Raw genomic sequence first — 23,897 nt, forward strand, 5'->3', positions numbered from 1 at the left:
ACAGCCCACCAATGCGCCATTCGGGCGATACTCGGATCCCGGGTGGTGTGGCACTCCTGCCCGCTTCGGGTTCGCCGCGGGCCGCCACCGCGAGCGCGCCCCGGCCCGGCGGGTCGGAACCCGCCGGGCCGGGCGCTCGGCGTGCCCACGCCGATCAGCCCGCGGCGGCCTCGGCCGTGCCCACGACCTCGCGCAGGAACTGGCCGGTGTAGCTCTCCGCCTCGTCCGCGACGTCCTCCGGCGTGCCCTCGGCGATCACCGTGCCGCCGCCGGAACCGCCCTCCGGACCCATGTCGACCACCCAGTCGGAGGTCTTGATGACGTCCAGGTTGTGCTCGATCACGATCACCGTGTTGCCCTTGTCCACCAGGCCGTTGATCACGCCGAGCAGCTTGCGGATGTCCTCGAAGTGCAGGCCCGTGGTCGGCTCGTCGAGGATGTAGACCGTCTTGCCGGTCGAGCGCTTCTGCAACTCCGACGCCAGCTTCACCCGCTGCGCCTCGCCGCCGGACAAGGTCGGCGCGGGCTGGCCCAGCCGGACGTAGCCCAGGCCGACGTCGACCAGCGTCCGCAGGTGCCGGTGGATCGCGTTGATCGGTTCGAAGAAGCCCGCGGCCTCCTCGATCGGCATGTCCAGCACCTCGGAGATGGTCTTGCCCTTGTAGTGCACCTCCAGGGTCTCCCGGTTGTACCGGGCGCCCTTGCACACCTCGCACGGGACGTAGACGTCCGGCAGGAAGTTCATCTCGATCTTGATGGTGCCGTCGCCCGCGCACGCCTCGCAGCGCCCGCCCTTGACGTTGAACGAGAACCGGCCCGGCTGGTAGCCGCGCACCTTCGCCTCGGTGGTCGCCGCGAACAGCTTGCGGATGTGGTCGAACACGCCGGTGTAGGTCGCCGGGTTCGAGCGCGGCGTGCGGCCGATCGGCGACTGGTCGACCTGCACCAGCTTGTCGACCTGCTCCAGGCCCTTGATCCGGGTGTGCCGGCCGGGCACCTGGCGCGCGCCGTTGAGCTTGTTCGCCAGGACCGTCGCCAGGATGTCGTTGACCAGCGTCGACTTGCCGGACCCGGACACGCCGGTCACCGAGACCAGGCAGCCCAGCGGGAACGACACGTCGATGCCGCGCAGGTTGTGCTCGCGCGCGCCCACCACCGTGAGCTGGCGCTTCTTGTCGACCTTGCGGCGGGTCGCGGGCATCGGGATCTGCTGGCGGCCGGACAGGTAGGCGCCGGTGATCGAGTCCTTGTTGGCCAGCAGCTCCTGGTACGGGCCGCTGTGCACGACCCGGCCGCCGTGCTCGCCCGCGCCGGGGCCGATGTCGACCACCCAGTCCGACGTGCGGATGGTGTCCTCGTCGTGCTCCACGACGATCAGCGTGTTGCCCAGGTCGCGCAGCCTGGTCAGCGTCTCGATCAGCCGGTGGTTGTCGCGCTGGTGCAGGCCGATCGACGGCTCGTCGAGCACGTAGAGCACGCCGACCAGGCCGGAGCCGATCTGGGTGGCCAGCCGGATGCGCTGCGCCTCGCCGCCGGACAGCGTGCCGGACGCGCGGTCCAGCGACAGGTAGTTCAGGCCGACGTCGAGCAGGAAGTGCAGCCGGGCCTGGATCTCCTTGAGCACGGCGCCCGCGATCATCGACTCGCGCTTGGCGAGCTTGAGGCCGTCGAGGAACTCCGAGCACTCGGCCACCGACATCGCGCACACCTCGGCGATGGACTTGTCGCCCTTGCGCCCGTGGTGCAGCGTGACCGCGAGGATCTCCGGCTTGAGGCGGGTGCCCTGGCACACCGGGCACGGCACCTCCCGCATGTAGCCCTCGTACTTCTCCCGCATCAGCTCGGACTCGGTCTGCTCCTGCCGCCGTTCGAGGAACGGGATGACGCCCTCGAAGTTGGCGTAGTAGGAGCGCTCGCGGCCGTAGCGGTTCTGGTAGCGCACGTTGACCTGCTCGGGCACGCCGTGCAGGACCGCCTTCTGCGCCTTCGCGGGCAGCTGCCGCCACGGCGTGTCCATCCGGAAGCCGATGGCCAGCGCCAGCGCCTCCAGCAGCCGGCCGAAGTACTCGGCGGTCTGGCCGGACGCCCAGGGCGCGATCGCGCCGTCGGCCAGCGACAGCTCGTCGTCCGGGACGACCAGCTCCGGGTCGACCTCCTTGCGCACGCCGATGCCGGTGCACGTCGGGCACGCGCCGTAGGGCGAGTTGAAGGAGAAGGAGCGGGGTTCGAGGTCCTCGATGGCCAGCGGGTGGCCGTTCGGGCAGGCCAGGTTCTCGGAGAAGCCGCGCACCCGGGCCGGGTCGTCCTCCGGCAGGTCCACGAACTCCAGCTCGACCAGGCCGTCGGCCAGCCGCAGCGCGGTCTCCACCGAGTCGGTGAGCCGCTGCTTGGAACTCGCCTTGACGCTGAGCCGGTCGATGACGACCGCGATGTGGTGCTTCTCCTGCTTCTTGAGCTTGGGCACCTCGGCCAGCGAGTGGACCACGCCGTCGACCTTGGCCCGCGAGTAGCCCTGCGACTGGAGCGTGGAGAACAGGTCGAGGTACTCGCCCTTGCGGCCCCGGATGACCGGCGCGAGCACCTGGAACTTGGTGCCCGCCTTCATCGCCAGGACCTGGTCCACGATCTGCTGCGGGGTCTGCTTGGAGATGGCCTCGCCGCAGGTCGGGCAGTGCGCCTTGCCCGCGCGGGCGTAGAGCAGGCGCAGGTAGTCGTAGACCTCGGTGATGGTGCCGACCGTGGACCGCGGGTTGCGGCTGGTCGACTTCTGGTCGATGGACACCGCGGGCGAGAGGCCCTCGATGAAGTCGACGTCCGGTTTGTCCATCTGGCCGAGGAACTGGCGCGCGTAGGCCGAGAGCGACTCGACGTAGCGGCGCTGGCCCTCCGCGAAGATCGTGTCGAAGGCCAGGCTGGACTTGCCCGAGCCGGAGAGCCCGGTGAACACGATGAGGCTGTCCCTCGGCAGGTCGAGGTCCACCCCCCGCAGGTTGTGCTCGCGCGCGCCGCGAACGACAAGGCGGTCAGCCACAACGGTTCCCTTCGGTATTCGACCATCCCCCGAACAGACGTTCGAAAAGCGTACTGGACCACCTCGGCGGGCCTGTCGGGGAGGGCGGCCACCATGCTAAAGGCGACCACCGACAAAAACGGGCGGGCGGATCCGCGATCGTGCGCCAACGGCTCTACCGGTCGGTAGCGAACAGCCCTACGCTGGCACGATAGGCCATTCGGCCGCAGACGTCGGGGATGAGGTGCTCATGAGCTTCGCTGATGCCGCCCGGGTGCGGTCCGCCCAGACGAGCGTACCCGCGCCGCGCGAGCAGTCCGCCGCGGTGCAGGACGCCGTGGCGGGACTCGCCGAAGTGGAACGGGCGACCCGGGTGCTGTACGAGACGGTCGGGGAACTCGACCTGGCCGCGCTGCGCGGCCCCAGCCTGCTGCCCGGTTGGAGCCGGGCGCACGTGGTGACCCACCTGGCGCGCAACGCCGACGCCCTGGTCAACCTCCTGACCTGGGCGAAGACCGGGGTGGAGCACCAGATGTACCCGAGCCCGGCCGACCGGGACGCCGACATCGCCGAGGGCGCGACCCGGCTGCCGCAGCTGCTGCGCGCCGACCTGGACGCGGCCTGCCAGCGGTTCGACACCGCGGCCCGGGAGCTGCCGCCGACCGCCTGGGAGGCGGAGGTCGCGCACCCGGTCAACGGGCCGTTCTTGGCGCACCGGGTGCCGTGGCTGCGCCTGCGCGAGGTGTGGTTCCACCTGGTCGACCTGGACGCGGGCACGGGCTTCGAACACCTGCCCGAGCACCTGCTGGAGGGCTTCGTGGACAGCGCGGTCGGGCAGTACGCCGACCGCGCCGACGTGCCCGACGTGCGGCTGGACGTGACCCTGCCGGACGGCCGTCAACGCAGCTGGGCGTTGACCGGGGCCGAGCCGTCCACCGTGGTCGAGGGGTCGGCGGCGGTCGCGCTGGGGTGGCTCACCGGCCGCCAGAGCGGGGCGCTGCTGAGCGGCAGCGCGCCCGAGCTGCCCAGGTGGCTCTGAGCGGAGCGCAGGCGGGCGGCGAGCACCAGCCGCACCAGCACCGGGCGTGAACTCGCGGTCAGCGCCCGGTGGGCGGGCCGTTCGACGAACTTCGTCAGCAGCCAGCCCAGCACGACCGCGACCCCGAGGAACGCGAGCAGCTCGACCCACGGCCCGTACCGGGCGACGGCGGCCATCACCACGTAGCCGATCTCCTGGTGGACCAGGTAGACGCCGTAGGAGATGCCGGCCAGCCACTTGATCGGGCGGCGCAGCAGGCGCACCGGCCGGACGTCCCAGTCCGGCCCCTTGGCGCACGCGGCGACGGCGAGCAGCATCACACCGAGCCCGAGCGTGGACTTGAGGTCGTCGCTGTGGATCGCCTGCGCGGTGAGCGCGGCCACCAGCAGCGCCCCCAGGTGCCCAGTGCCGAGCCGGTCCTTGGACCACAGCCAGATGCCGACGCCGGCCGCGAACAGCTGCGCGCGGTGGATGCCCAGGCCGTCGTAGAGGGTGCGGACCAGCCCGGGGTCGTCGGTCCAGAACCGCAGCACGAGCGGGCCCACCACGAGCACCCAGAGCATCACCCGCAGCGAGTGGCCGCGCACCCGGGAGGCCAGCACCGCGCCCGCGACGAACCCGGTCACCTGGACCGGGAGGGTCCAGTAGGAGAAGTCGACCAGGCGGGCGTCGGGGAACCAGTTCTGCAGCATGAAGACGTTGACGACCAGGTCACGCGGTTCGAGTTGGCTCCAGCCCTCGGGGGCGAGGCGGGTCAGCACGAAGTAGGTCAGGGTGGCCGCGGCGGCGTAGGGCGGCAGCAGGCGCGCGAGCCGGTTGCGCAGGAAGCGGCCGGGTTCGCCCTTGGCCAGGGAAGCGCAGGCGAAGAAGGCCGAGATGACGACGAGCGTGCTCGCCCCCATCTCCAGGGAGACGGTGAACACAGGCGGGCCGAGTTCTTGGTGGACGGACGGCCCCGCGTGGGTGGCGTGCTGGAGCAGCACGGCAGCCACGGCGAGGACGCGCAGGACGTCCCAGTTGATTCGGCGAGGTGTTGGCACGAGAGCGTGTTACCCAGTTCAGAGCGTATTCAAATGAGGTCGTCGGTCCGAGCTTGATCGTTACTAAGCCTATTGGACCAACCTGTAGGGACCCTGAAGGGTGTCGGTTCGGCTACCGTCGGCCCTCGTGGACGTACTTGAGGACTACACGGGCCACGTCGAGCCGAACGGCCCGGCCACCCGCCGCACGCTGGACGAACTGACCATCACGAAGATCTCGGTGGGCGAGATGGACAACAACGCCTACCTGCTCGTGTGCCGGTCGACGAACGAGGCCCTGCTGATCGACGCGGCCGCCGACCCGACCCGCCTGTCGGACCTCGTCGGCCACGGCCTGGAACGCCCCCGCCTGAAAACCGTCGTGACCACCCACCGCCACGGCGACCACTGGGGAGCGCTGGGGGCGGTGGCGGGAGCGAACGGCTCGAACACCGTCGCCCACGCCCTGGACGCGGACGTCCTCCCGATCCCCCCGGACCAGTTCGTGGAGCACGGCGACACGGTGCACGTGGGCCAGGTGGCGCTGACCGTGATCCACCTGCGCGGCCACACGCCGGGCTCGATCGCCCTGCTGTACCGCGAGCCGTCCGGCCGTGCCCACCTGTTCACCGGCGACTCGCTGTTCCCCGGCGGACCTGGACGGACAACAAGTCCGGAGGACTTCACCAGCCTGATGGACGACCTGGAGGCCAGGGTCTTCGGCGAACTGCCTGACGACACCTGGTTCTACCCCGGTCACGGCGACGACTCCACGCTAGGCGTGGAACGCCCCAAGCTCGGCGAGTGGCGCGAGCGAGGTTGGTGAGCTGAAGCACTTCCCGGACGGGGCCGCCTGACTATCAGGCGGCCCCGTCTTGCTGTTGCACCAGCGCGACGGGGCCTCGATCGGACGCTGGAGGTCCGACCGTGCGCACATCGTGCCGCAACTCGCGCTCACCGGTGGTGGAACCGTGAGCATCGAGGCGATCAACTGGGCGCTGAACCACGCCCCCATCCCCACCGACCGCAAAGACGCCGCCGCTCTGGCCATCACGCTCATCGCGTTAGCCAACCACGCAGGCCCGGACGGGTCCGAGGCGTTCCCGTCGGTGGAACGCATGATCGGCTACACCAGGCTGTCCCGGCGGACCGTCCAGCGTGCGCTGCGGTCTCTGGAAGAACTGGGCCTGATCCGCAAGGGCAACACCCGCGTCCGGGATGCCCGAATCGAACGCGCCGACCAGCGCCCACAGGTCTACGACCTCGTTCTGTCAGCCAGGTTGTCCACAGGCCCAACGACGAGGCGTCAAGACGACGCCCCGCTGACCAGCACGGGGCGTCAGCAAGGCCCGAGCGGGGCGTCAACAGCAACCGGACGGGGCGTCAGCATGACGCCCGAACCGTCCTTCAACCGTCCAGGAAACCGTCCTACGCCGAGCGCGCCCGATGGGCGCTCGGCAACGTGGCCAGAATGTGGCCAGTGCGATGCCCGGCCAGGTGACCCGGTCAGTGCCCGGGTGGTGTGGGCCGATGAGGATCGCACCCTGTCCACTCCGTGCCCGCGTTGCGCGCCGCAGCGGTTGGCGGGTGTGCGATGAGCCGGCGTGTTCACCTCGCCTACCGGGAGCCAGCCACCGGCTTCCACCCGAACGGGTGGCTTTCCCCAGCGGACTGCTTGGAGGACCGGGCTGCCGCCGAGCGACTGCGCAACGCGACGAACCTGCTGTCCGGGCAGGCCGCTGCACGGCGTCGGACCTGGCACATCACCGACTGCCCCGGCGACGACTGCGGGGTGCAGCGATGACCGCCACACTGCCGATTCCCGAGCCGGATGACGACCACGTGCGGCGAACCGTGACGGAAGTGGAGAGGTACGTCGCTGAGCATGCCCCTGCCATACCCGACCCAACTCAAGCGGCCGAGCCTCCAGCCACCAAACGGGTCCAGGAGTTGCGCGCCGAAGTAGATGAGGCGCACGTGCTGCTCAAGTTGCAGGCCGACACCGCGCCACTGCTACTGGATACCGACCGGGTCCGGCGCAGCCGCAAACGCGCTGCCGAAGCCGCTCGCCTGCACGAGCTGGCTCAGGACCCTGCGGCACGGGCGTGGCAGGCGGCGCGGGTGCGCCTGGTGCTCACCGTCGTTGCCCTGACCGCGCTGGTCTGCGCGCTGGGTTGGTCAACCACAGGCGTACACCACACCCTGACCCGGTCGATGACCGAGCAGGGCGCAGCTTGGTGGGGCGCGTGGGCGGTCGAGCCAGCAATCTCGGCGGTGCTGCTGGCGATAGTCGGCGCACGGGCGTACCTGGCGACCCGCAGCCGGACCCTGCGCCACCCTCACCTGGCGGTGGTCGAGTACGGAGCGCTGACGGTGACGCTGACGTTCAACGTGTGGCCGTATTTGCCGTGGGTGTCGGTGCCGTGGTCGCGGTTCGACGCGATGCAACTCCTCGCCCACGCGATCGGCCCGTTGGTGGCGGTCGGCGCGGTGGCGGTGCTGCCGGTGATCTGGTCGGCGTTCGCGGACCTCGACCACGGCGTCCCAGTAGGCCCTACCGACGCGCAGTACAGGCAAAACGCCCCCCAGACGGGTGCGGAACAGCACGGGGCTACCGACGACCGGATGGCCCTACTCGTGGACCGTGCCCTGCGGTTGATCGCCGCCGGACGGTTGCCCGGCAACCCGTCCGCGACCCGGCTGCGGGAGGCACTGGGGTGCGGCACCGACACCGCCCGTGAGGTCCGCGACGCCCTGCGCGGCGGTGCGGCGTGAGCCTGACCGAGCAGAAGGACGACGTGGCTGGCGAGCTGATCCCGTTCCCGAACGCCGCCGTGGCCGGCGGGGCGGACGCCGAGGGGACGAGCGTGGTGCAGGCTGCGCCGGTTCTGGACGGTGAGCTGATCACCGAGGCCGAGCACCAGCGTTCCCGTGCCCGCCGGCTGGCCGAGTCGGCGGTGTCGCGGCTGCCCGCGCAGTGGCAGACCGCCGAGTCCGCACGCCAGGCCGGGGCGGAGCTGGCGGGCCGGGCGGTGCTGGTGCCGGTGCGGTACCCGGCGGCCGTCGGGCGCGGCCTGACGGCGTCGGCCCGCGCGTGGTGGGTGTGGGTACGGGTGGCCGACTTCTACGAGGCGTCCAAGGCCGCCGACCGGCTGGCCGACAAGTGGCAGGAGATCGCCGTTGTGCGCCGCAGCCGAGGCGTGATCTCGGTGGTGGCCGTCGGCGGGATCGTGGGCGGGTTCATCACCGGGCTGACCGCCGGTTCGCTGCCGCTGCTGGTCGCGGGCGGCGCGGTGTCGGTGCTCCTGGCGGTCGCCGGTCGGCGCAAGGACGGCGCGGGCGGCCGGAGGACGCAGCTCGGTTCCCGGTCGCTGGCGTGGCTGATGAACGGCGACCACCTGGTGACCGCGTTCCGCGACGCCAGGCTGATCGGCCGCGACGAGTCGCTGATGCTGGTCAAGGTCCCGCGCCACGACGGCGCCGGGTGGGCACTCACGCTCGACCTGCCACCGTCGCGCAAGGCGTCCGACGTGATCGGCAAGTGGGAGGCGCTGGCTTCGGCATTGGCGGTGGACGAGGTGCGGCTGATCGTGGAGCGGGTGCGCGGCGACGACGGCCACGCGGGCAGGCTGGCGTTGTGGGTGGGCGATGCCGACCCGAACGCCGCCGAACCGGTCCCCAGCCCGCTGGCGTCGGCGGCTTCGTGGGACCTGTGGCGGCCGGTGCCGTTCGGCACCACGGCCCGCGGCGCGGCGGTGACCCTGCCGGTGGTGTGGACCTCGCTGCTGATCGGCGCGATCCCCCGCCAGGGCAAGACCTTCGTCGCCCGCCTGCCGCTCACCGCCGCCGCGCTGGACCCGCACGTGCGGGTGGTCATCGCCGACGGCAAGGGCGGCAAGGACTTCCGTCCGTTCGAGCAGGTGGCGCACCGGTTCATCCGGGGCTCCCGGGAGACCGACGCGCGCCGCCTGATCCACGTGCTGGAGGAGTGCGCGGCGGACCTGGCCGACCGGTTCGACCGGCTGGCGGAGATGGACGACGAGCTGTGCCCGGAGTCGAAGGTGACGCCGGAGATCACCCGCGACCCCGCCCACCGGATGCCGCTGACCGTGATCGGCATCGACGAGGTCCAGAACTTCCTCGGGTTGGACGTGCCATTGGGCGAGGACAACCCCAAGGGCAAGAAGATCGGGCAGCGGATCTGCGAGCTGCTGACCTACATCGCCAAGACCGGCCCAGCTGCCGGCTACTCCCTCATCCTGGCCACCCAGAAGCCCGACGCCCAAGTCATCCCGGACGGACTGCGCGGGCAGCTCGGCACCCGCTTCGCGCTGAAGGTCATGACCTACCAGGCATCGGAAACTATCCTCGGCGCGGGCACCTACAAGGCCGGGTTGGACACCTCAAAGCTGCTGACCAGCCACAAGGGCGTCGGCCTGCTGCTGGGCGCGGACGGTGAGACCGAGCTGTCCGCCGGGGACGCAGTTACGGTGCGCATGCACCTGCTGCACATCGCCGCGATCCGGGCCGCGTGCGAGCGCGGTCGGGCGCTGCGCGAGCAAGCCGGGACACTCACCGGGGACGCGGCCGGGCAGCACAACCTGGCAATGCTGGACGCGACGGTGGCCGTGCGCCTGGCCGACGAGGTGACCGCCACCGTGACCGGTCCGGAGCCGGTAGACGCCGAGCTGGTGCACGAGCTTCCCGAGGTACTGACGCTGCTGGCCGATGTGCTGAATGACGACGAACACGGCGTGGTGCCTACGTCGGAGCTGGCCGGGCGCATCGGCTGGGACGCCAAGCGGCTCGGGGAGGCGCTGCGCACAGCCGGAGTGCCCTCGGCTGGCAAGCGGCGCGTGGATGGCTACCCCAACCCGGTGTCCGTGGTGGATCTGGCTGCAGTCCAGGCCATGATCGCTGGCTGAGGAAGGTCGGAACAGGGCGCAGGGGTCGGAACATCCGTTCCGACCCCTGCGCCCTGTTCCGACCTCACTGTGGCCAAGCGAACAGCCGTTGATCTGCACGAATAAGCCGCGTTCCGGCCACGGTCAGAGCACCACGGCTTCCTTCTCGCCACCCCTAACAGGCCGGTTCAGAGCCGTGTTCCGACTCCTTGGAACACCCACCCGAGCGCCGTCGGCCGCAGCTGGCACCCGGTCTGGACGAGGTGACACTGGCCGCGCGAATCGAGGCGGGCGAAGCCCCGTTCCCCGCGGCCGGACTACCTTCGTCTCGTGCCAGGTGCCCGCGCGCCCGCCGCAGCCCAGGCGCGGGTGCGCGACTGTACGGCCACAGGGCCGTTCCGGGCAGAGATCATCGGAGCACGCGTGCGCATGGCGCCTGAGCACGCCTCGCTGTTCGAGCGGCTGGTCAAGGTGCTCAACGAGATGCGCGTCGACGACAGGCTTCGTTCGTGTTCGACACTATCGTTGAGACACTCGACTTTGACTGTCACGGCTCGCAACAGGACCGTCACACAACGTGACGTAAGGGATGGATACCGCAGAATGGATAGGTCACCCGCACGCCTCGCCGCGGATTCGCGGCCAGGTTCTGATCTCGACGCGGGCAAGGGGGTGACGGCGTAATGGCTCTCAAGAAGTCGGACCTGTACAGCTCGCTCTGGCGGAGCTGCGACGAGCTGCGCGGCGGCATGGACGCCAGCCAGTACAAGGACTACATCCTCACGCTGCTGTTCGTGAAGTACGTGACGGACAAGGCCAAGGCCGACCGAAGTTCGTTGATCGACGTCCCGACGGGTGGGTCGTTCGACGACATGGTCGCTCTCAAGGGTGACAAGGAGATCGGCGACAAGATCAATAAGATCATCGGCCGGCTCGCCAAGGCCAACGAGCTCGAAAAGGTGATCGACCTTGCCGACTTCAACGACGAGGAGAAGCTCGGCAAGGGCAAGGAGATGCAGGACCGGCTCTCCAAGCTGGTGACGATCTTCGCTGACCTGGACTTCCGGGGAAGCCGCGCTGAGGGCGACGACCTGCTCGGCGACGCCTACGAGTACCTGATGCGGCACTTCGCAACCGAGTCAGGCAAGTCGAAGGGGCAGTTCTACACCCCGGCCGAGGTCTCGCGCGTACTCTCCAAGGTTGTCGGCGTCGGACCGGGCACTCGGCAGGATCACACGGTCTACGACCCCACGTGTGGGTCGGGTTCGTTGCTCCTCAAAGTGGCCGACGAGGCACCCCGCGGCATCACGATCTATGGCCAGGAGAAGGACAACGCCACCTGGGCGCTGGCCAAAATGAACATGATCCTCCACGGCAACGAGGACGCAGACATCCTCAAGGGTGACACGATCACCAGCCCGCAATTCACCGCGGGAAGCCAGCTGCGGACCTTCGACTTCGCCGTGGCCAATCCGCCGTTCTCGTTCAAGTCGTGGAGCAACGGCTTGGAGAACGAATACGGGCGATTCGAGTTCGGCCGGCCGCCAGAGAAGAACGGTGACTACGCCTTCCTTCTACACATTCTCAAGTCGCTCAAGAGCAACGGCAAATCCGCGGTCATCCTGCCGCACGGCGTCCTCTTCCGTGGCAACGCCGAGGCCAGCATCCGCAGGGAGCTGCTGCGCCGCGGCTACATCAAGGGCATCATCGGCCTGCCCGCCAACCTCTTCTACGGCACCGGCATCCCGGCCTGCATCATTGTCCTCGACAAGGAGAACGCGCAGGCGCGCACCGGCGTGTTCATGATCGACGCATCCAAGGGGTCCATCAAGGACGGTAACAAGAACCGTCTTCGCAGCCAGGACATCCACAAGATCGTCGACGTCTTCAACAGGCAGCTCGAGATCGAGCGCTACTCACGCATGGTGCCGCTCCACGAGATCGCCGACCCGAAGAACGACTACAATCTCAACATCCCGCGCTACATCGATTCCTCCGAGCCAGAGGACATCCAAGACCTTCACGCTCACCTGCATGGTGGGATCCCGGACCGTGATCTGGACGCACTCAGCGAGTACTGGAAGGCGTTCCCAAGCCTTCGCGCCACACTCTTCAAGCCAAACCGCCCCGGCTACAGCGACCTGGCGGTCGGCGTAGGCGAGGTGCAGCAGACCATCTTGGACTCGGTCGAGTTTCAGAAGTTCGCTACCGATGTGCGCGGCCAGGTCAACGACTGGTTTGCGACTCACCGGCCGATCCTGCAAGCCTTGAACGCTGACACCGTCCCGAAGGATCTGATCGCCCACATCAGCGACGACCTACTGGCGCGGTTCAAGGACACGCCGTTGCTCGACGAGTACGACGTTTACGAGCAGCTCATGACGTACTGGCACGGCGTCATGCACGACGATGTCTTCCTCATCATGAACGAGGGATGGACCGACGCGGCGAAGCCTCGCAAGACCATCGAAGACAAGGAGCGCAAGCTCTCCGAGACGCCGGACCTTGTCGTCGGGTCGGGGCGTAGCGCCACCAAGTACAAGATGGACCTCATCCCTCCTCCACTTGTCGTCGCGCGTTACCTTGCGGACGAGCAGGCCGAGGTCGACATGCTAAACGCGGCAGCTGAGGAAGCCAGCCGTGCTGTCGAGGAGTACATCGAGGAACATGCCGCCGAAGACGGCGTGCTCGCCGAGGTGATCGATGATGGCAAGATCACTAAGGCTCTTGCTTCCACCCGACTCAAGGTGGCACAGCACGAAAGAGCGGACCCCGAGGAAATCAATGCTCTCCAACATCTGATCAGGCTGTACAACGACGAGGCCATCGCCAAGAAAACCGTCAAGGAAGCCCAGGCTGCGCTCGATCTGGTGATTCTCAAAAAGTACGGCGACCTCACGCTACCCGAGATCAAGCAACTGGTGCTCGATGACAAGTGGCGCGCAACGGTTATCAACCGCGTGGCGTCGGAGACTGAGTCGCTGACACTCGACCTCGTGCGCCGTATCGAGCAGTTGGGCAAGCGCTACGCCGAGACAGTCGAACACTTGAACGCATCGCTTGCGGGCATTGAGGCAAGAATCGAAGAGCACCTTGCTACGATGGGAGTTCATCGATGACTTCTCATAGGGCCACAATTCCGCAGGACTGGCAAGTCAAAACATTGGCCGAGCTCGGCGGCCAGGTCACTAGCGGGTCGCGAGGCTGGGCAGCATACTACGCTGATCACGGCAACCTGTTCGTTCGAATCACGAATCTCGATCGAAGCAACATTCACCTCGACCTGAGCAGTTCACGGTTTGTTCAAATCGATCCCAACGATGCCGAGGCGCGGCGCACAAGACTCGAATCTGGCGATCTCCTAATCTCGATCACGGCAGACATCGGGATTATTGGCTACGTCGACGATCAAGTCCCCAAGCCTGCGTATATCAACCAGCATATTGCACGAGTACGCCTGGATCCTAGACTTGTGGATAGCCGTTTCGTTGCGTATTACCTCGCAAGTTGGGAGCCGCAGCGCCGGTTCGTCGGATCGACGGATACCGGAGCTAAGGCTGGAATGAATCTTACCGCTGTTGCGGCGTTGTCGACTGTAGTTCCCCCGCTGGCGGAGCAATCGAGAATTGCAGACGCTCTAACGGATGCCGACGACCACATCGCCACGCTAGAACGGATGATCGCCAAGAAGCAGGCGATCAAGCAGGGTATGATTCAGCAGCTCTTGACGGGCAGGACGCGATTGCCTGGATTCGACGACCCTTGGCGCGAAGCTAGGTTGGAAAGTCTCTTGAAGCGTCCGCCTCGATATGGAATCAATGCGGCAGCAGTGTCGATTTCGGTTGACACACACACCTACATCCGCATCACAGATATCGACGATTCCGGACGCTTTACACCTCACCCGCGGGTAGGCGTTAGGCACCGTAATGCGGCCGACTACATACTCCATGACGGAGAACTCGTCTTCGCGCGTACAGGTGCCAGTGTGGGTAAGTCATATTTGTACGACACCCGGGATGGGGTACTCGTCTATGCGGGCTTCCTTATTAACATTGCTCCAAACCCGGAAGTTCTTGAGCCAAAATATCTAGCCTTCTTTGCGCAGACGACGCGCTATTGGGACTGGGTAGGTCGGACTTCTGTTCGTAGCGGTCAGCCAGGTATTAACGGACGCGAGTATGCGCAACTTCAGATAGCAGTGCCGGGCATTCGAGAACAGCAGGCCATCGTCAGCGCGGTACAGAAGGTCGACGAAGAGGTCCGTCTATTTGATAAGCGTCTGGCCAAAGTCGATGCCGTCAGGCAAGGCATGATGCAGCAGCTACTGACTGGCCGTACCCGCCTTCCGGTCAAGGAGAGCGAGGTATGAGTAACGTCGGACAACCTGAGCGCAAGGCCCAAGAGCGCGTCGTCAACCTGTTCCGCGAGCGACTCGGCTATGAATACTTCGGCAACTGGGAGTATCGCGAGGGAAACTCCAACGTTGAGGTCGAACTGCTCGCGCAGAACCTCCGTGCTCGCGGCTACAGTGACAACCTGATCAACAAGGCGGTTGACAAGCTAAAGAGCGACGCTTCGCTCGGTGGTGGTCGTGACCTGTATGAGGCAAACCGTGATGTCTACGGCCTGCTGCGGTATGGGGTGAAGGCCAAGCCCGGCGTTGGCGAGCAGACGGAGACGGTGTGGCTCATCGACTGGGCACGCCCGGAGGCCAATCACTTCGCCCTGGCGGAGGAAGTGACGGTGCTGGGCCAGCACACCAAGCGCCCGGACATCGTGCTGTACGTCAACGGAATCGCACTCGGGACGATCGAGTTGAAGCGCTCGAAGGTCGCCGTTTCCGAGGGTATTCGGCAAAGTTATGGAAACCAACGGCCCGAGTTCATTCGGTCGTTCTTCACGACAGTGCAGCTCGTAATGGCCGGTAACGACGTGGAAGGGCTGCGCTACAGCGTCATCGATACGCCGGAGAAATACTGGCTGGCGTGGCGTGAGCCGTCCGATATCGCCGACCCGCTCGATCGTTCCTTGGCGCAGCTCTGCTCGAAGAAGCGCCTGCTTGAGCTGGTCCATGACTTCATGGTCTTCGACTCGGGCCAGAAGAAGACGTGTCGGCATAACCAGTACTTCGGGGTCAAGGAGGCTCAAGAGCGGATAGCCAAGCGCGAGGGCGGCATCATCTGGCACACGCAGGGCTCTGGCAAGTCGCTGACGATGGTGTGGCTGGCCAAGTGGATCCGGGAGTCTCAGGCTGGGACAAACCCACGAGTCTTGCTGATCACCGACCGTACCGAGCTGGATGATCAGATCGAGAAGGTGTTCGGCGGGGTCAACGAGTCCATCTACCGCACCAAGAGCGGCGCTGACCTCATCGCTACGCTGAACGCGAGCGAGGAGTGGCTGATATGCTCGCTGGTTCACAAGTTCCGCAGCACGGAAGGCGACCTTGCTGATGACCAGGCCGAGAGCGATTTCATCCGGGAGCTGAACGCAACCATCCCCAAAGACTTCCACGCCAAGGGCAACATCTTCGTCTTCGTCGATGAGGCCCACCGCACCCAGTCGGGCAAGATGCACGACGCCATGAAAGCGCTCATGCCGGGCGCTATGTTCATCGGCTTCACCGGCACACCGCTGCTCAAGGCAGACAAAGCCACCACCATCGAGAAGTTCGGCAGCTTCATCCACATCTACAGGTTCGATGAGGGTGTGGCCGACGGCGTCGTGCTGGACCTGCGTTACGAGGCGCGCAGTATCGATCAGGAGTTGACTTCGCCCGAGAAGGTCGACAAGTGGTTCGAAGCTAAAACGAGGGGCATGACGGACCTGTCCCGTGCCGAGCTCAAGAAGCGCTGGGGCACCATGCAGAAGGTCGTCAGCTCGGAGCCGCGCGCCCGACAGATCGTCGACGACATCCTGCTCGATATGGAGATTAAGCCGCGCCTGTCAGATGGCCGCGGCAACGCGATCCTCGTCAGTTCGAGCATCTACCAGGCATGTAAGTTCTACGAGCTGTTCACTCGGGCTGGATTCAAGGGCAAGTGCGCCATCGTCACGTCCTACACACCGCAGGCTGGCGATATCGCCAAGGAGGACTCTGGCCACGGCGCTACGGAGCGGCTGCGCCAGTACGAGATCTATCGGCAGATGCTCGCCGATCACTTCAATGAGCCTGCCGATAAGGCTATGACTAAGGTCGAACAGTTCGAGAAGGACGTCAAGGACCGGTTTATCAACCATCCGGGCCAGATGCGGCTACTCATTGTCGTCGACAAGCTTCTGACTGGATTCGACGCACCGAGCGCGACGTACCTGTACATCGACAAGAAGATGCAGGACCACGGTCTGTTCCAGGCAATTTGCCGGGTCAATCGCCTCGACGGCGACGACAAGGACTACGGCTACATCGTCGACTACCGAGACCTATTCAACTCCCTTGAGTCCGCCATCACCGACTATACCGGCGGTGCATTGGATGGCTACGAGAAGAAGGACATCGAGGGCCTGCTATCCGACCGCATCGAGAAGGCCCGCGAAGACCTCGATGAAGCGCTGGAGAAGATGCGAGCGCTGTGCGAGCCGGTTGAACCGCCGAAGAACACCTTGCACTATCAGCAGTACTTCTGCGCCCACGAGCAGGGCAACGCCGAGCAGCTAAAAGCAAACGAGCCCAAGCGCGTCGAACTCTACAAGGCGGTCGCGGCTGTAACCCGGGCGTACGGCAACCTCGCCAACGAGATGAGCGCCGCTGGCTACAGCGATGCCGAAGCCGTAGCGATCAAGGACGAGATCGCTCACTACGCCAACGTGCGTGACGAGGTCAAGCTCGGAGCCGGCGAGAACGTCGACTTCAAGCAGTACGAGGCTGGCATGCGCCACCTGCTCGACACCTACATCAGCGCCAAGCCCTCCGAAGTGGTCTCCAACTTCCAGGACACCGGGCTGATCCAGCTCATCGTCGAGATGGGAACTGGTGCGCTCGACAAGCTTCCCTCGGGTATCAAGAAGGACCCCGAAGCGGTAGCGGAAACGATCACCAACAACATGCGCAAGCTCATCATCGACGAGCGCGCCATGAACCCGAAGTACTACGACAAGATGTCCGAGGTGCTCGACGCCATCCTTGAGGAGCGACGTCAGGGAGCTCTGGACTATAAGGAGTACCTGGCGAAGCTGCTGGAGCATGCGACGAAGCTCGGCAAGGGTGAATCAGATACCGAGTATCCAGAGTGGGCCAACAACGGTGCACGCCGCGCCCTGATCGACTTCTGCTGGCCATCGGCCGAACTGGCCGTCAAGATCGACGAAACTATGTGGCATACCAAGCCCGACTCGTGGGTGGGTAACCCGATCAAGGAGAAGAAGGTCAAGCGCGCACTCGCACTGGCTCTGCCTGATGACTTCGAGCATCTCGATGAACTGTTCGAGCTGATCAGGGCACGTCATGAGTACCGCTAGTGCGCACCTGACCATCCGCGGCATTGACGTCGACGTCCTTTATAAGGACATCAAGCACCTACACATCGGTGTCTATCCACCCCTGGGACGGGTTCGTGTAGCCGCCCCGGACAGACTCGACGATGAGCAGGTCCGGCTGGCTGTCATCCAGCGGCTGCCGTGGATCAAGCGGCGACGCGAGGAGCTTCGCTCCGCTGCACGTCAGTCCGAACGCGAGATGGTCACAGGCGAGTCTCACTACGTGTGGGGAACTCGCTACCGACTGAAGGTCATCGAGCGCTCTGGACGAGCTCACTTCGAGACAGACGGCGAGCGGCTGCTGCTGTATGTACCAGCGGGTACCGCAGCCGAACATCGACGCACACTGCTCGATCGATGGCACCGGGAACAACTGCGACAGGCGATCCCGAGCCTGATTGCCAAGTGGGAACCACGGCTGGATGCGTCAGTGCCAAGGTGGACTATCAGGCGCATGAAGACCAAGTGGGGATCATGCAACCGCGAAACCGGCCACATCTGGTTCAACGTCGAGCTCGCCAAGAAACACCCGGACTGCCTGGAGTACATAGTCGTTCACGAGATGACGCACCACCTCGAACGCAACCACGGTCCGCGCTTCACCAAGCTCATGGACACGTTCATGCCGAACTGGCGAACCCTCCGCGATCAACTGAACAATGCCCCCCTTACGCAGGAGCGGTGGACATAACCGCTACAGGAGCGGATGCTTCCACGCCGCTACCGCGGCTTGGCGCCTCGGGGACATCGTCGCGGCCGCCTTGGTCCTCCTCCATCACGAGCCCCGCCGGTCCACGTGATCAACAAAGTTGATCACCCAACGTCACAAGAAGTTGCACGGAAAGCCTCTTCGCTCCTATGCAGAGCGTTGTTCTTCGGGCAGCAGAGCCGAGTGGCGTTCACGCACTCGGGCGACGGCTTCCTCTTGGCTGATGTCGTAGCGGAGTTGCTCGCGGTAGAACTCCAAGCGTTTGGCCGCGTCGTCGAGCAGCTGTCCCCACTGGGTCTCACATAGATGTCGTAGTCGGCTTGTTTGGTGACGTGCCCCCACTCGCGGTCGGTTTGGTTGACCTCGTCTTCGATCTCTTCGGAGATGGAGGCGCCGACCAGCCAGAAGGTCCACTTGCCCCGCCCGGTCGCCGCGTTCTTGCTCAGCGCTCGTGCGTAGCTGCGCACCTGGCGCAGTTCCTTGTTGCCCAGTGCCACCTTCGGGCGCTTCAACTCGATTACCAGCCGGTGCTGGAGGTCGGGCGTGTGGATCGTTCTCTGGAGCACCAAGTCCAACCGGCCAGCACGCCCGTTGTCACGGAGAACCCGACCTCCTGATGCTATGAGATCCGCTTCGAGCAGGACGTCGTCGCGGAGGACGGTGGTCAGGCCGGGTTCACTGCGGCTGAGCCGCCACCCTTCGCCGAACAGCCACGTGTTGTCCTTGACCAACGGGTGCAGCTGGTCGACCTCACGCATCCGCCTGCGCATGTCGCTGCCGTAGATGGCCTGTCGCAGCGCCAGGATCAAGTCGACGCGCCGGGTGACCTCGGTCGCCGCGCCGACGATGTGGCCGAGGGATGACTGGCGCAGCATGTAGGCCAGCTGGTCCCTTTCTTCGTGCGACATCTCCAGCGTGGCGGCCAACACGGTGTCCGAGCTCTCCGAGCGCTCCTCCAGCGCCAGCTTGATCAGTCGGGAGTTCATCTCACGCTGCTGGCGGTTGCCGCCGGTCAACGTGCCGCGGGCGGTCACGGCGACAAGGTCGAACATGTCCCGCTCGACGCTGAGGATCGGGTCGTCCACCCGGTCTGTCGGGTACGGGTAGATGCCCTCGGCCTGCATGCGGGCGACGACCGTGGCTGTGGTCGCGCCGAGGCGCTCACGTACGTGTTCCTCGTAGACCCTGGTCGCCTCCTCCAGGAGGTCGTGGTGGTGCACGTGGGCGAGCGCCAGGTCGGCGGGCGAGTCGACGAATCCAGACCAGCACAGGTAACCAGTCGATTTCACCGCCGGATTCGCCTTCGGGCGATCCGCAGCCACCAACGCCATGCCGTTCTCGTTGCACAGCATCAGTGCCGGGACTCTGCCCATGCGGTCGGTCCAGTCCACGATCGTCAGCTTCGGCACCTCATGCCCGCCAAGTTGCCCGGCTGGAAGCTGGTCCAGGGCAACGTCGAACGGTTCGCCTTCGATCAACCCCACCAGGTCCAGAGCGAAACCGTTCACACGGATCACGATGTCGGAGTCGGCCAACAAGTGGCTCGCGAGACGCGCGGTGAGCTGAAGCGGGAAGTCCTCGCGCAGCAGCGCTGTGTTGGAACGGCCCTGCTCGACATGGATTACCACCCGCGTGCCAGTGGTCTCCTCGGTGGGAACCGGGTCCTCGATCGAGCAGCCTTCCCACCGGTGTTGTTCCCCGACGATCTCGACCCTGATGTTGCACTGGCCGCCGGGATCCGCGCTCACGCTGGTCCAACGAACGTGTCCGCCGATGGAGTAGACGTAGAACCGTCCCACGCCCTTCTCGCCGTGCAACGCCCGCTTGTTGTTGACGGTGCGGCGGTTCAGCGACTGCTTCCACGAGTCGCCAAGGGACAGGAACGCCGACTCGGCCCGCTCGTGGCTCATGCCGTGGCCGTTGTCGGTTACGACAACCCGCGTGACGTACCGCATCTCCCTGGCCCCGCTGTCGTGGTCTCGATGTCGATGTCGACCTCATCGGCTTCGGCGTCGAGACCGTTCCACATCAACTCGCTGATCGCGTCCACCGCGCTGGCTTTGGTGTAGGTCTGTCTCCCCAGGAAGTCACGTCCTGTGTGCACCGGTTTCCACGCCATCCGGAGATCCTGCGTGAATAGTCACACATCCGCACGCACAACCACCCAGCTGCAGCAGCCAGTTGGGCTGGATCGAGGCGTGAACGCACAGGCTGAGAGCAGGCAGTTACGAAATGCTGTCACCGGAGGCACGGCGACAGCATGTGAGGCGCACACTCATTCCGCCGACGTCGCGCCTATTGGTAGTGGGCGGACAGCAGGTTGCCAGATTTGCCTGAAGTCGGCGAGGGCGGCGGTGAGGCCGGTCGGGTTGGCGCGGTAGTAGACGGTCTTGCCCTCGCGGCGGGAGGTGAGCAGGCCGCCCTGGCGGCGCGTGGCTGCACGGATGGGACTTGCGCCGACAGCGGCGTCGGCGAGGTCGAGCGTCTGGCCAGGACCGTCCAGCCTGGTCGCCATAGATCAGGGCGTTCATCCTCACCGGCCTCACCACGCCGCAGGCGAAGGCATCAACCGGGTCGTCAAGCACAAAGCCCGCACCGCCTATGGGTTCCGTAATCCGTTCAACCAACGACTGAGCCCTCGCTGCGCCGCAGCCCACCGAGGATGCGGATTCCTCAACCCTACCCAACTTCGAAGCCCGATTGCTGTCATTTGACCGCTACGGTCCGTCGCTAAGGCCGATGAGTAATTATCGCCGCACTGTTCGTGAGTAGTTCGACCAAGCGCCCTACATGATCTAACGTGGTCTCGTGGGGGCTGGCAACAACACCAGAATCGCGGGGGAACGACCGCCGCAACGGTTGGCCGTGCCGTCGTCCGCCGCACCGGATTCCTATTCGGTCGGCGAGATTCGACGCGCCGTCGGCGGCCTTCGCGCGCTTCGCCTCGCGCAGACCGAGCCTCCCGACGAGCAGTGGACGCGAGGTATAGCGGCCGGGTTCGAGGCGTTCGTCCAACGCGACGACCGAGCACGTTCTCTACCTGATGATCTGCGGCGCAGGCCCGGCCGACCACGTCGACAAGGTCATCACCTTGGCCCACGAGCGAGGCTGGTCCGTCTACTGCGTCGCCACGCCTGCCGCCGTCGAGCACTTCCTCGCGCTCGACAAGCTCGAACACCTCACCGGTCACCCCGTCCGTACCAGCTACCAGCGCCAAGGTCAGGCCGCACTCTCCCGCGCCGACGCCGTCATCGTGGCTCCGGCCACCTACAACACGATCAACAAGTGGGCGGCCGGTATCGCCGATACCTACGTCCTGACCCAGCTCGCGGAGTTGACCGGTCTCGGTGTGCCGATCGCGGTCCTACCGTTCGTGAACACTGCCCTCGCCGCGAACGCAGTGCTGGACCGCAGCATCAGCGCGTTGCGAGCAGCAGGCGTGAAGGTTCTCTTCGGTGAAGGTGGCTTCCAGCCCCATCCGCCTAGGCACGGAGGTCGTGTCATGGCCAACTACCCGTGGCACCTGGCCCTTGATGCGGTGGAGTGAGCCCGTTGATGCTCGTGCGTTCAGCCGCCGACGTCCTGTGGACCCAAGCCTTCGCTGCGCCGCTCCACACCGCGGTACGCGCCAGTGTCAAGCACGCTACGGGTGCGAGCGACTTCCCGCATCTTCCTGCTGAAGAAGTCGTCGGTCGCATCTCCTTCCAATACAGACCGGTAGTGGTCGTAGAAGGAGCGAGCTCGCTGGTAGATATCCCGCCAGAGCAGTAGTTCAACGGTCTCACGCGCCTTCCAGTCTCTCAAAACCCGATCCGAAAGCGCGTACCTCTCACCCGTAATGAATGCACCCCGAACATTGCGACTGGCTTCCGAAAGAGCGTCGACATACCCTTCGACCTGCTGCAAGTCTTTAAGGGTGACCGGGTGACCCGACCTCTTAATCTCGACGACGACGAGGGTTTCATCACCTTCGAGCGCAAGGAAGTCGTATCGGCGACGGTCGGTCGAATCGATGTCCTGGTCGCCCCACTCACGCAACTGCGTTGTCAACCGCTTCTCTTCAGCCAAGACTTGCCACTCAGGATTGATGAGCCAAGGATAGTCGCCCAGAAGGTCGTGCATGTTCTCGAAACCGAGATACGGGGCGGTCTCCGGAGCGTTGTCCACGATCATTGAGTGAAACTTGTCGAGGATGTCTATTCGACCCTTGACGATCTCAAGGATCGCCCGCCCCTCGACCACCTTCCAACCATGCAGGTAGTCGAGCGTCTGAGCCAGCAGGTCCGGATCTTCGGCAACCGCATCCAATTCTTGGATATAGTCATGGAAGTGCCGGTACTCGTACACGCGTACGACGGTCTCCGCGAGGCCCCGAATCTTGTCAGTAGGAATATTTGCGCCACCCAGTTTGGTCACGAACTCAAGTACACGCTGCTTCGAAGGAGGGTCGAGAATTTCGATTCGCTCGTACAATCCACGGTCGGCCCGGACCTCGGACACTGCGGCTTCGCCTCGCTGATTCGCACGTTCACGGAGCAGTCTGCGCACGAGGGCATCGCCCCACTCATGGAGAGGCGCGGTACCCTCGTCGGCCCAGTCGATCTCCTGTCGATCTGTAGAGATCTTGTCCGATCCGTCGTCGTCGCCGTCGTCCAAATAGTCGGCTTCGATCACCCCGGTCAGGTACTTGGTGCCGTGCTGACCAGAGGCCGTACTCTCAACATGGAAGAAGAATGGTCCAACCTGAGCCGTTTTTCCCCGGACAAGGATGGTAAGTCCCTGCAACTCGGTCGGCAGCACAGTACGACTGAACCCTGCCCACCACTTCACTTCGTTGCCATCGTCCAGCCGAGCTGTGATCTCATCGGCAGCGGGCTCGCGGTACTCCAGGTCCGTGATCGGCTCCGCCACCGGTTCGCCGTTGACGACAATGGCCATCCGACCAAGAACAGTCCGACTGAACCGCCGAGCGAGATTGCGCCTCAACTCCTCTGGATCCAATGGTGTTTTATGCTTCAGCCCGGACAGGTTCAAGATCGTCCCCGAGGAACTTTTGACATCATCACCCGTAGAACGGACGGAACCTTTAATTGTCACATTGGCAACCTGCCCTGCGTCCGTCTTCAGGCTTTCCGAGTTCAACTCGAACTCGGTCACCTCGCCGTTCCGCCAAGTGGTCACTCTCATACTCTTCGCCAAACCGAACGCCGCAAGCTTTCCAATACCCTTGCGACCCATCACTCGACGACCACTAGGATCCCCTTGACCCATGGCCCGACGATTCCTGCCAATGACCAGGTAGTGGTTCTCGACACCGCTCTCGTCCATGCCGCTTCCGTCGTCCGAAATCGTCATGAAGCTAGTTTCCGTGTCGTACTCGGAAGGCTGTGGCAGCGTAATCTCCACACGACTCGCGCCAGCGTCCCACGCATTTGCGACCAACTCCGCCAGGGCTGCGTCGCGCCGCTTGTACATCTGGACACCGAGGTGTTCCAGCGTGCGCCCCATTACCCTAATGGCGAAGTCGCGTTCCCGAGAACCAGCTTGGACGGCAGTCACAAGTCGAGGCTAACTGCGATGCCGTGGTTGATCCACCAAACGCCGTGAACACCATCCGGGAGGAGTAATGCACCACCATGTCAGCCATGTGCATACATGATCACTTCGGCCAAGCAGCGATGTCATCCGCATCCAGCGGCGGCCTGCCCTCCACCTACTGATCACCAAGATGCCCCAA

14 protein-coding genes and 1 pseudogene are annotated in these 23,897 nt (G+C 65.1%); 10 read left to right on the forward strand and 5 right to left on the reverse strand.

The genetic code is table 11. The annotated features are described in order from the left end of the window. Window positions 1-154 precede the first annotated feature (154 nt). Window positions 155-3,031, reverse strand: coding sequence for an excinuclease ABC subunit UvrA (uvrA, locus tag AC0HI0_RS23930; protein WP_480925737.1), 2,877 nt, complete (start codon window positions 3,029-3,031; stop codon window positions 155-157). 229 nt (window positions 3,032-3,260) lie between these two features. Here uvrA and AC0HI0_RS23935 point away from each other — a divergent pair. Beyond that, window positions 3,261-3,935, forward strand: a pseudogene (locus AC0HI0_RS23935) (maleylpyruvate isomerase N-terminal domain-containing protein); the annotation flags it as partial. Here the strand turns inward: AC0HI0_RS23935 and AC0HI0_RS23940 are convergent. Then, window positions 3,908-5,089 (reverse strand): acyltransferase family protein, encoded by a 1,182-nt coding sequence (locus AC0HI0_RS23940; protein WP_480925738.1) that lies wholly within the window; start codon window positions 5,087-5,089, stop codon window positions 3,908-3,910. The pseudogene AC0HI0_RS23935 and the gene AC0HI0_RS23940 sit on opposite strands and share 28 nt — an antisense overlap. Window positions 5,090-5,216: 127 nt before the next feature. Here AC0HI0_RS23940 and AC0HI0_RS23945 point away from each other — a divergent pair, with 127 nt between their 5' ends. The 8 genes from AC0HI0_RS23945 (at window position 5,217) to AC0HI0_RS23980 (ending at window position 18,142) form a co-directional block, all read left to right on the forward strand. Continuing rightward, on the forward strand, window positions 5,217-5,894 hold the full coding sequence (locus AC0HI0_RS23945; protein WP_480925739.1) for an MBL fold metallo-hydrolase: 678 nt from the start codon (window positions 5,217-5,219) through the stop codon (window positions 5,892-5,894). Between the two features lie 145 nt (window positions 5,895-6,039). Further along, complete coding sequence (locus AC0HI0_RS23950) at window positions 6,040-6,666, forward strand: helix-turn-helix domain-containing protein (RefSeq protein WP_480925740.1); 627 nt, start codon at window positions 6,040-6,042, stop codon at window positions 6,664-6,666. Window positions 6,667-6,868: 202 nt separating this feature from the next. Continuing rightward, window positions 6,869-7,843, forward strand: a complete 975-nt coding sequence (locus AC0HI0_RS23955; protein WP_480925741.1) for a hypothetical protein — start codon at window positions 6,869-6,871, stop codon at window positions 7,841-7,843. Further along, window positions 7,840-9,993: a cell division protein FtsK gene (locus AC0HI0_RS23960; RefSeq protein ID WP_480925742.1), complete on the forward strand. Its 2,154-nt coding sequence runs from the start codon at window positions 7,840-7,842 to the stop codon at window positions 9,991-9,993. The genes AC0HI0_RS23955 and AC0HI0_RS23960 overlap by 4 nt, the downstream gene beginning before the upstream one ends. Before the next feature lie 662 nt (window positions 9,994-10,655). Further along, window positions 10,656-13,091 carry a type I restriction-modification system subunit M gene (locus AC0HI0_RS23965; protein ID WP_480925743.1) on the forward strand — a complete coding sequence of 812 codons (2,436 nt, stop codon included), beginning with the start codon at window positions 10,656-10,658 and terminating at the stop codon, window positions 13,089-13,091. Beyond that, complete coding sequence (locus AC0HI0_RS23970) at window positions 13,088-14,344, forward strand: restriction endonuclease subunit S (RefSeq protein WP_480925744.1); 1,257 nt, start codon at window positions 13,088-13,090, stop codon at window positions 14,342-14,344. The genes AC0HI0_RS23965 and AC0HI0_RS23970 overlap by 4 nt, the downstream gene beginning before the upstream one ends. After that, entirely contained in the window at window positions 14,341-17,433 is a 3,093-nt protein-coding gene (locus AC0HI0_RS23975; RefSeq protein WP_480925745.1) for a type I restriction endonuclease subunit R, read from the forward strand. The genes AC0HI0_RS23970 and AC0HI0_RS23975 overlap by 4 nt, the downstream gene beginning before the upstream one ends. Then, window positions 17,420-18,142, forward strand: a complete 723-nt coding sequence (locus AC0HI0_RS23980; RefSeq protein WP_480925746.1) for a M48 family metallopeptidase — start codon at window positions 17,420-17,422, stop codon at window positions 18,140-18,142. The genes AC0HI0_RS23975 and AC0HI0_RS23980 overlap by 14 nt, the downstream gene beginning before the upstream one ends. A gap of 122 nt (window positions 18,143-18,264) precedes the next feature. Here the strand turns inward: AC0HI0_RS23980 and AC0HI0_RS23985 are convergent, their stop codons facing one another. Both AC0HI0_RS23985 and AC0HI0_RS23990 read right to left on the reverse strand, forming a co-directional pair. Then, window positions 18,265-20,115, reverse strand: coding sequence for an ATP-binding protein (locus tag AC0HI0_RS23985; protein WP_480925747.1), 1,851 nt, complete (start codon window positions 20,113-20,115; stop codon window positions 18,265-18,267). Between the two features lie 320 nt (window positions 20,116-20,435). Beyond that, the gene (locus AC0HI0_RS23990) at window positions 20,436-20,675 is read right to left on the reverse strand and encodes a hypothetical protein (protein WP_480925748.1); all 240 of its coding nucleotides are present in this window, start codon (window positions 20,673-20,675) and stop codon (window positions 20,436-20,438) included. 528 nt (window positions 20,676-21,203) lie between these two features. On the opposite strand from AC0HI0_RS23990, the gene AC0HI0_RS23995 reads away from it, so the two are divergent. Further along, window positions 21,204-21,707: a flavoprotein gene (locus tag AC0HI0_RS23995; RefSeq protein WP_480925749.1), complete on the forward strand. Its 504-nt coding sequence runs from the start codon at window positions 21,204-21,206 to the stop codon at window positions 21,705-21,707. A gap of 20 nt (window positions 21,708-21,727) precedes the next feature. On the opposite strand, the gene AC0HI0_RS24000 is transcribed toward AC0HI0_RS23995, so the two are convergent. Continuing rightward, entirely contained in the window at window positions 21,728-23,668 is a 1,941-nt protein-coding gene (locus AC0HI0_RS24000) for an ATP-binding protein (protein WP_480925750.1), read from the reverse strand. Window positions 23,669-23,897: the final 229 nt, after the last annotated feature.

The sequence above is a fragment of the Saccharothrix sp. NBAS 001 genome (assembly GCF_056640475.1).

Excerpts from the sequence above, each read along its gene's own strand:
- AC0HI0_RS23985 (WP_480925747.1), bottom strand. The coding sequence starts at position 20,115 with ATGCGGTACGTCACGCGGGTTGTCGTAACCGACAACGGCCACGGCATG.
- AC0HI0_RS23990 (WP_480925748.1), bottom strand. The coding sequence starts at position 20,675 with ATGGCGACCAGGCTGGACGGTCCTGGCCAGACGCTCGACCTCGCCGAC.
- AC0HI0_RS23965 (WP_480925743.1), top strand. The coding sequence starts at position 10,656 with ATGGCTCTCAAGAAGTCGGACCTGTACAGCTCGCTCTGGCGGAGCTGC.
- AC0HI0_RS23995 (WP_480925749.1), top strand. The coding sequence starts at position 21,204 with ATGATCTGCGGCGCAGGCCCGGCCGACCACGTCGACAAGGTCATCACC.
- AC0HI0_RS23980 (WP_480925746.1), top strand. The coding sequence starts at position 17,420 with ATGAGTACCGCTAGTGCGCACCTGACCATCCGCGGCATTGACGTCGAC.
- AC0HI0_RS23970 (WP_480925744.1), top strand. The coding sequence starts at position 13,088 with ATGACTTCTCATAGGGCCACAATTCCGCAGGACTGGCAAGTCAAAACA.
- AC0HI0_RS23975 (WP_480925745.1), top strand. The coding sequence starts at position 14,341 with ATGAGTAACGTCGGACAACCTGAGCGCAAGGCCCAAGAGCGCGTCGTC.
- AC0HI0_RS24000 (WP_480925750.1), bottom strand. The coding sequence starts at position 23,668 with ATGGGGCGCACGCTGGAACACCTCGGTGTCCAGATGTACAAGCGGCGC.
- AC0HI0_RS23955 (WP_480925741.1), top strand. The coding sequence starts at position 6,869 with ATGACCGCCACACTGCCGATTCCCGAGCCGGATGACGACCACGTGCGG.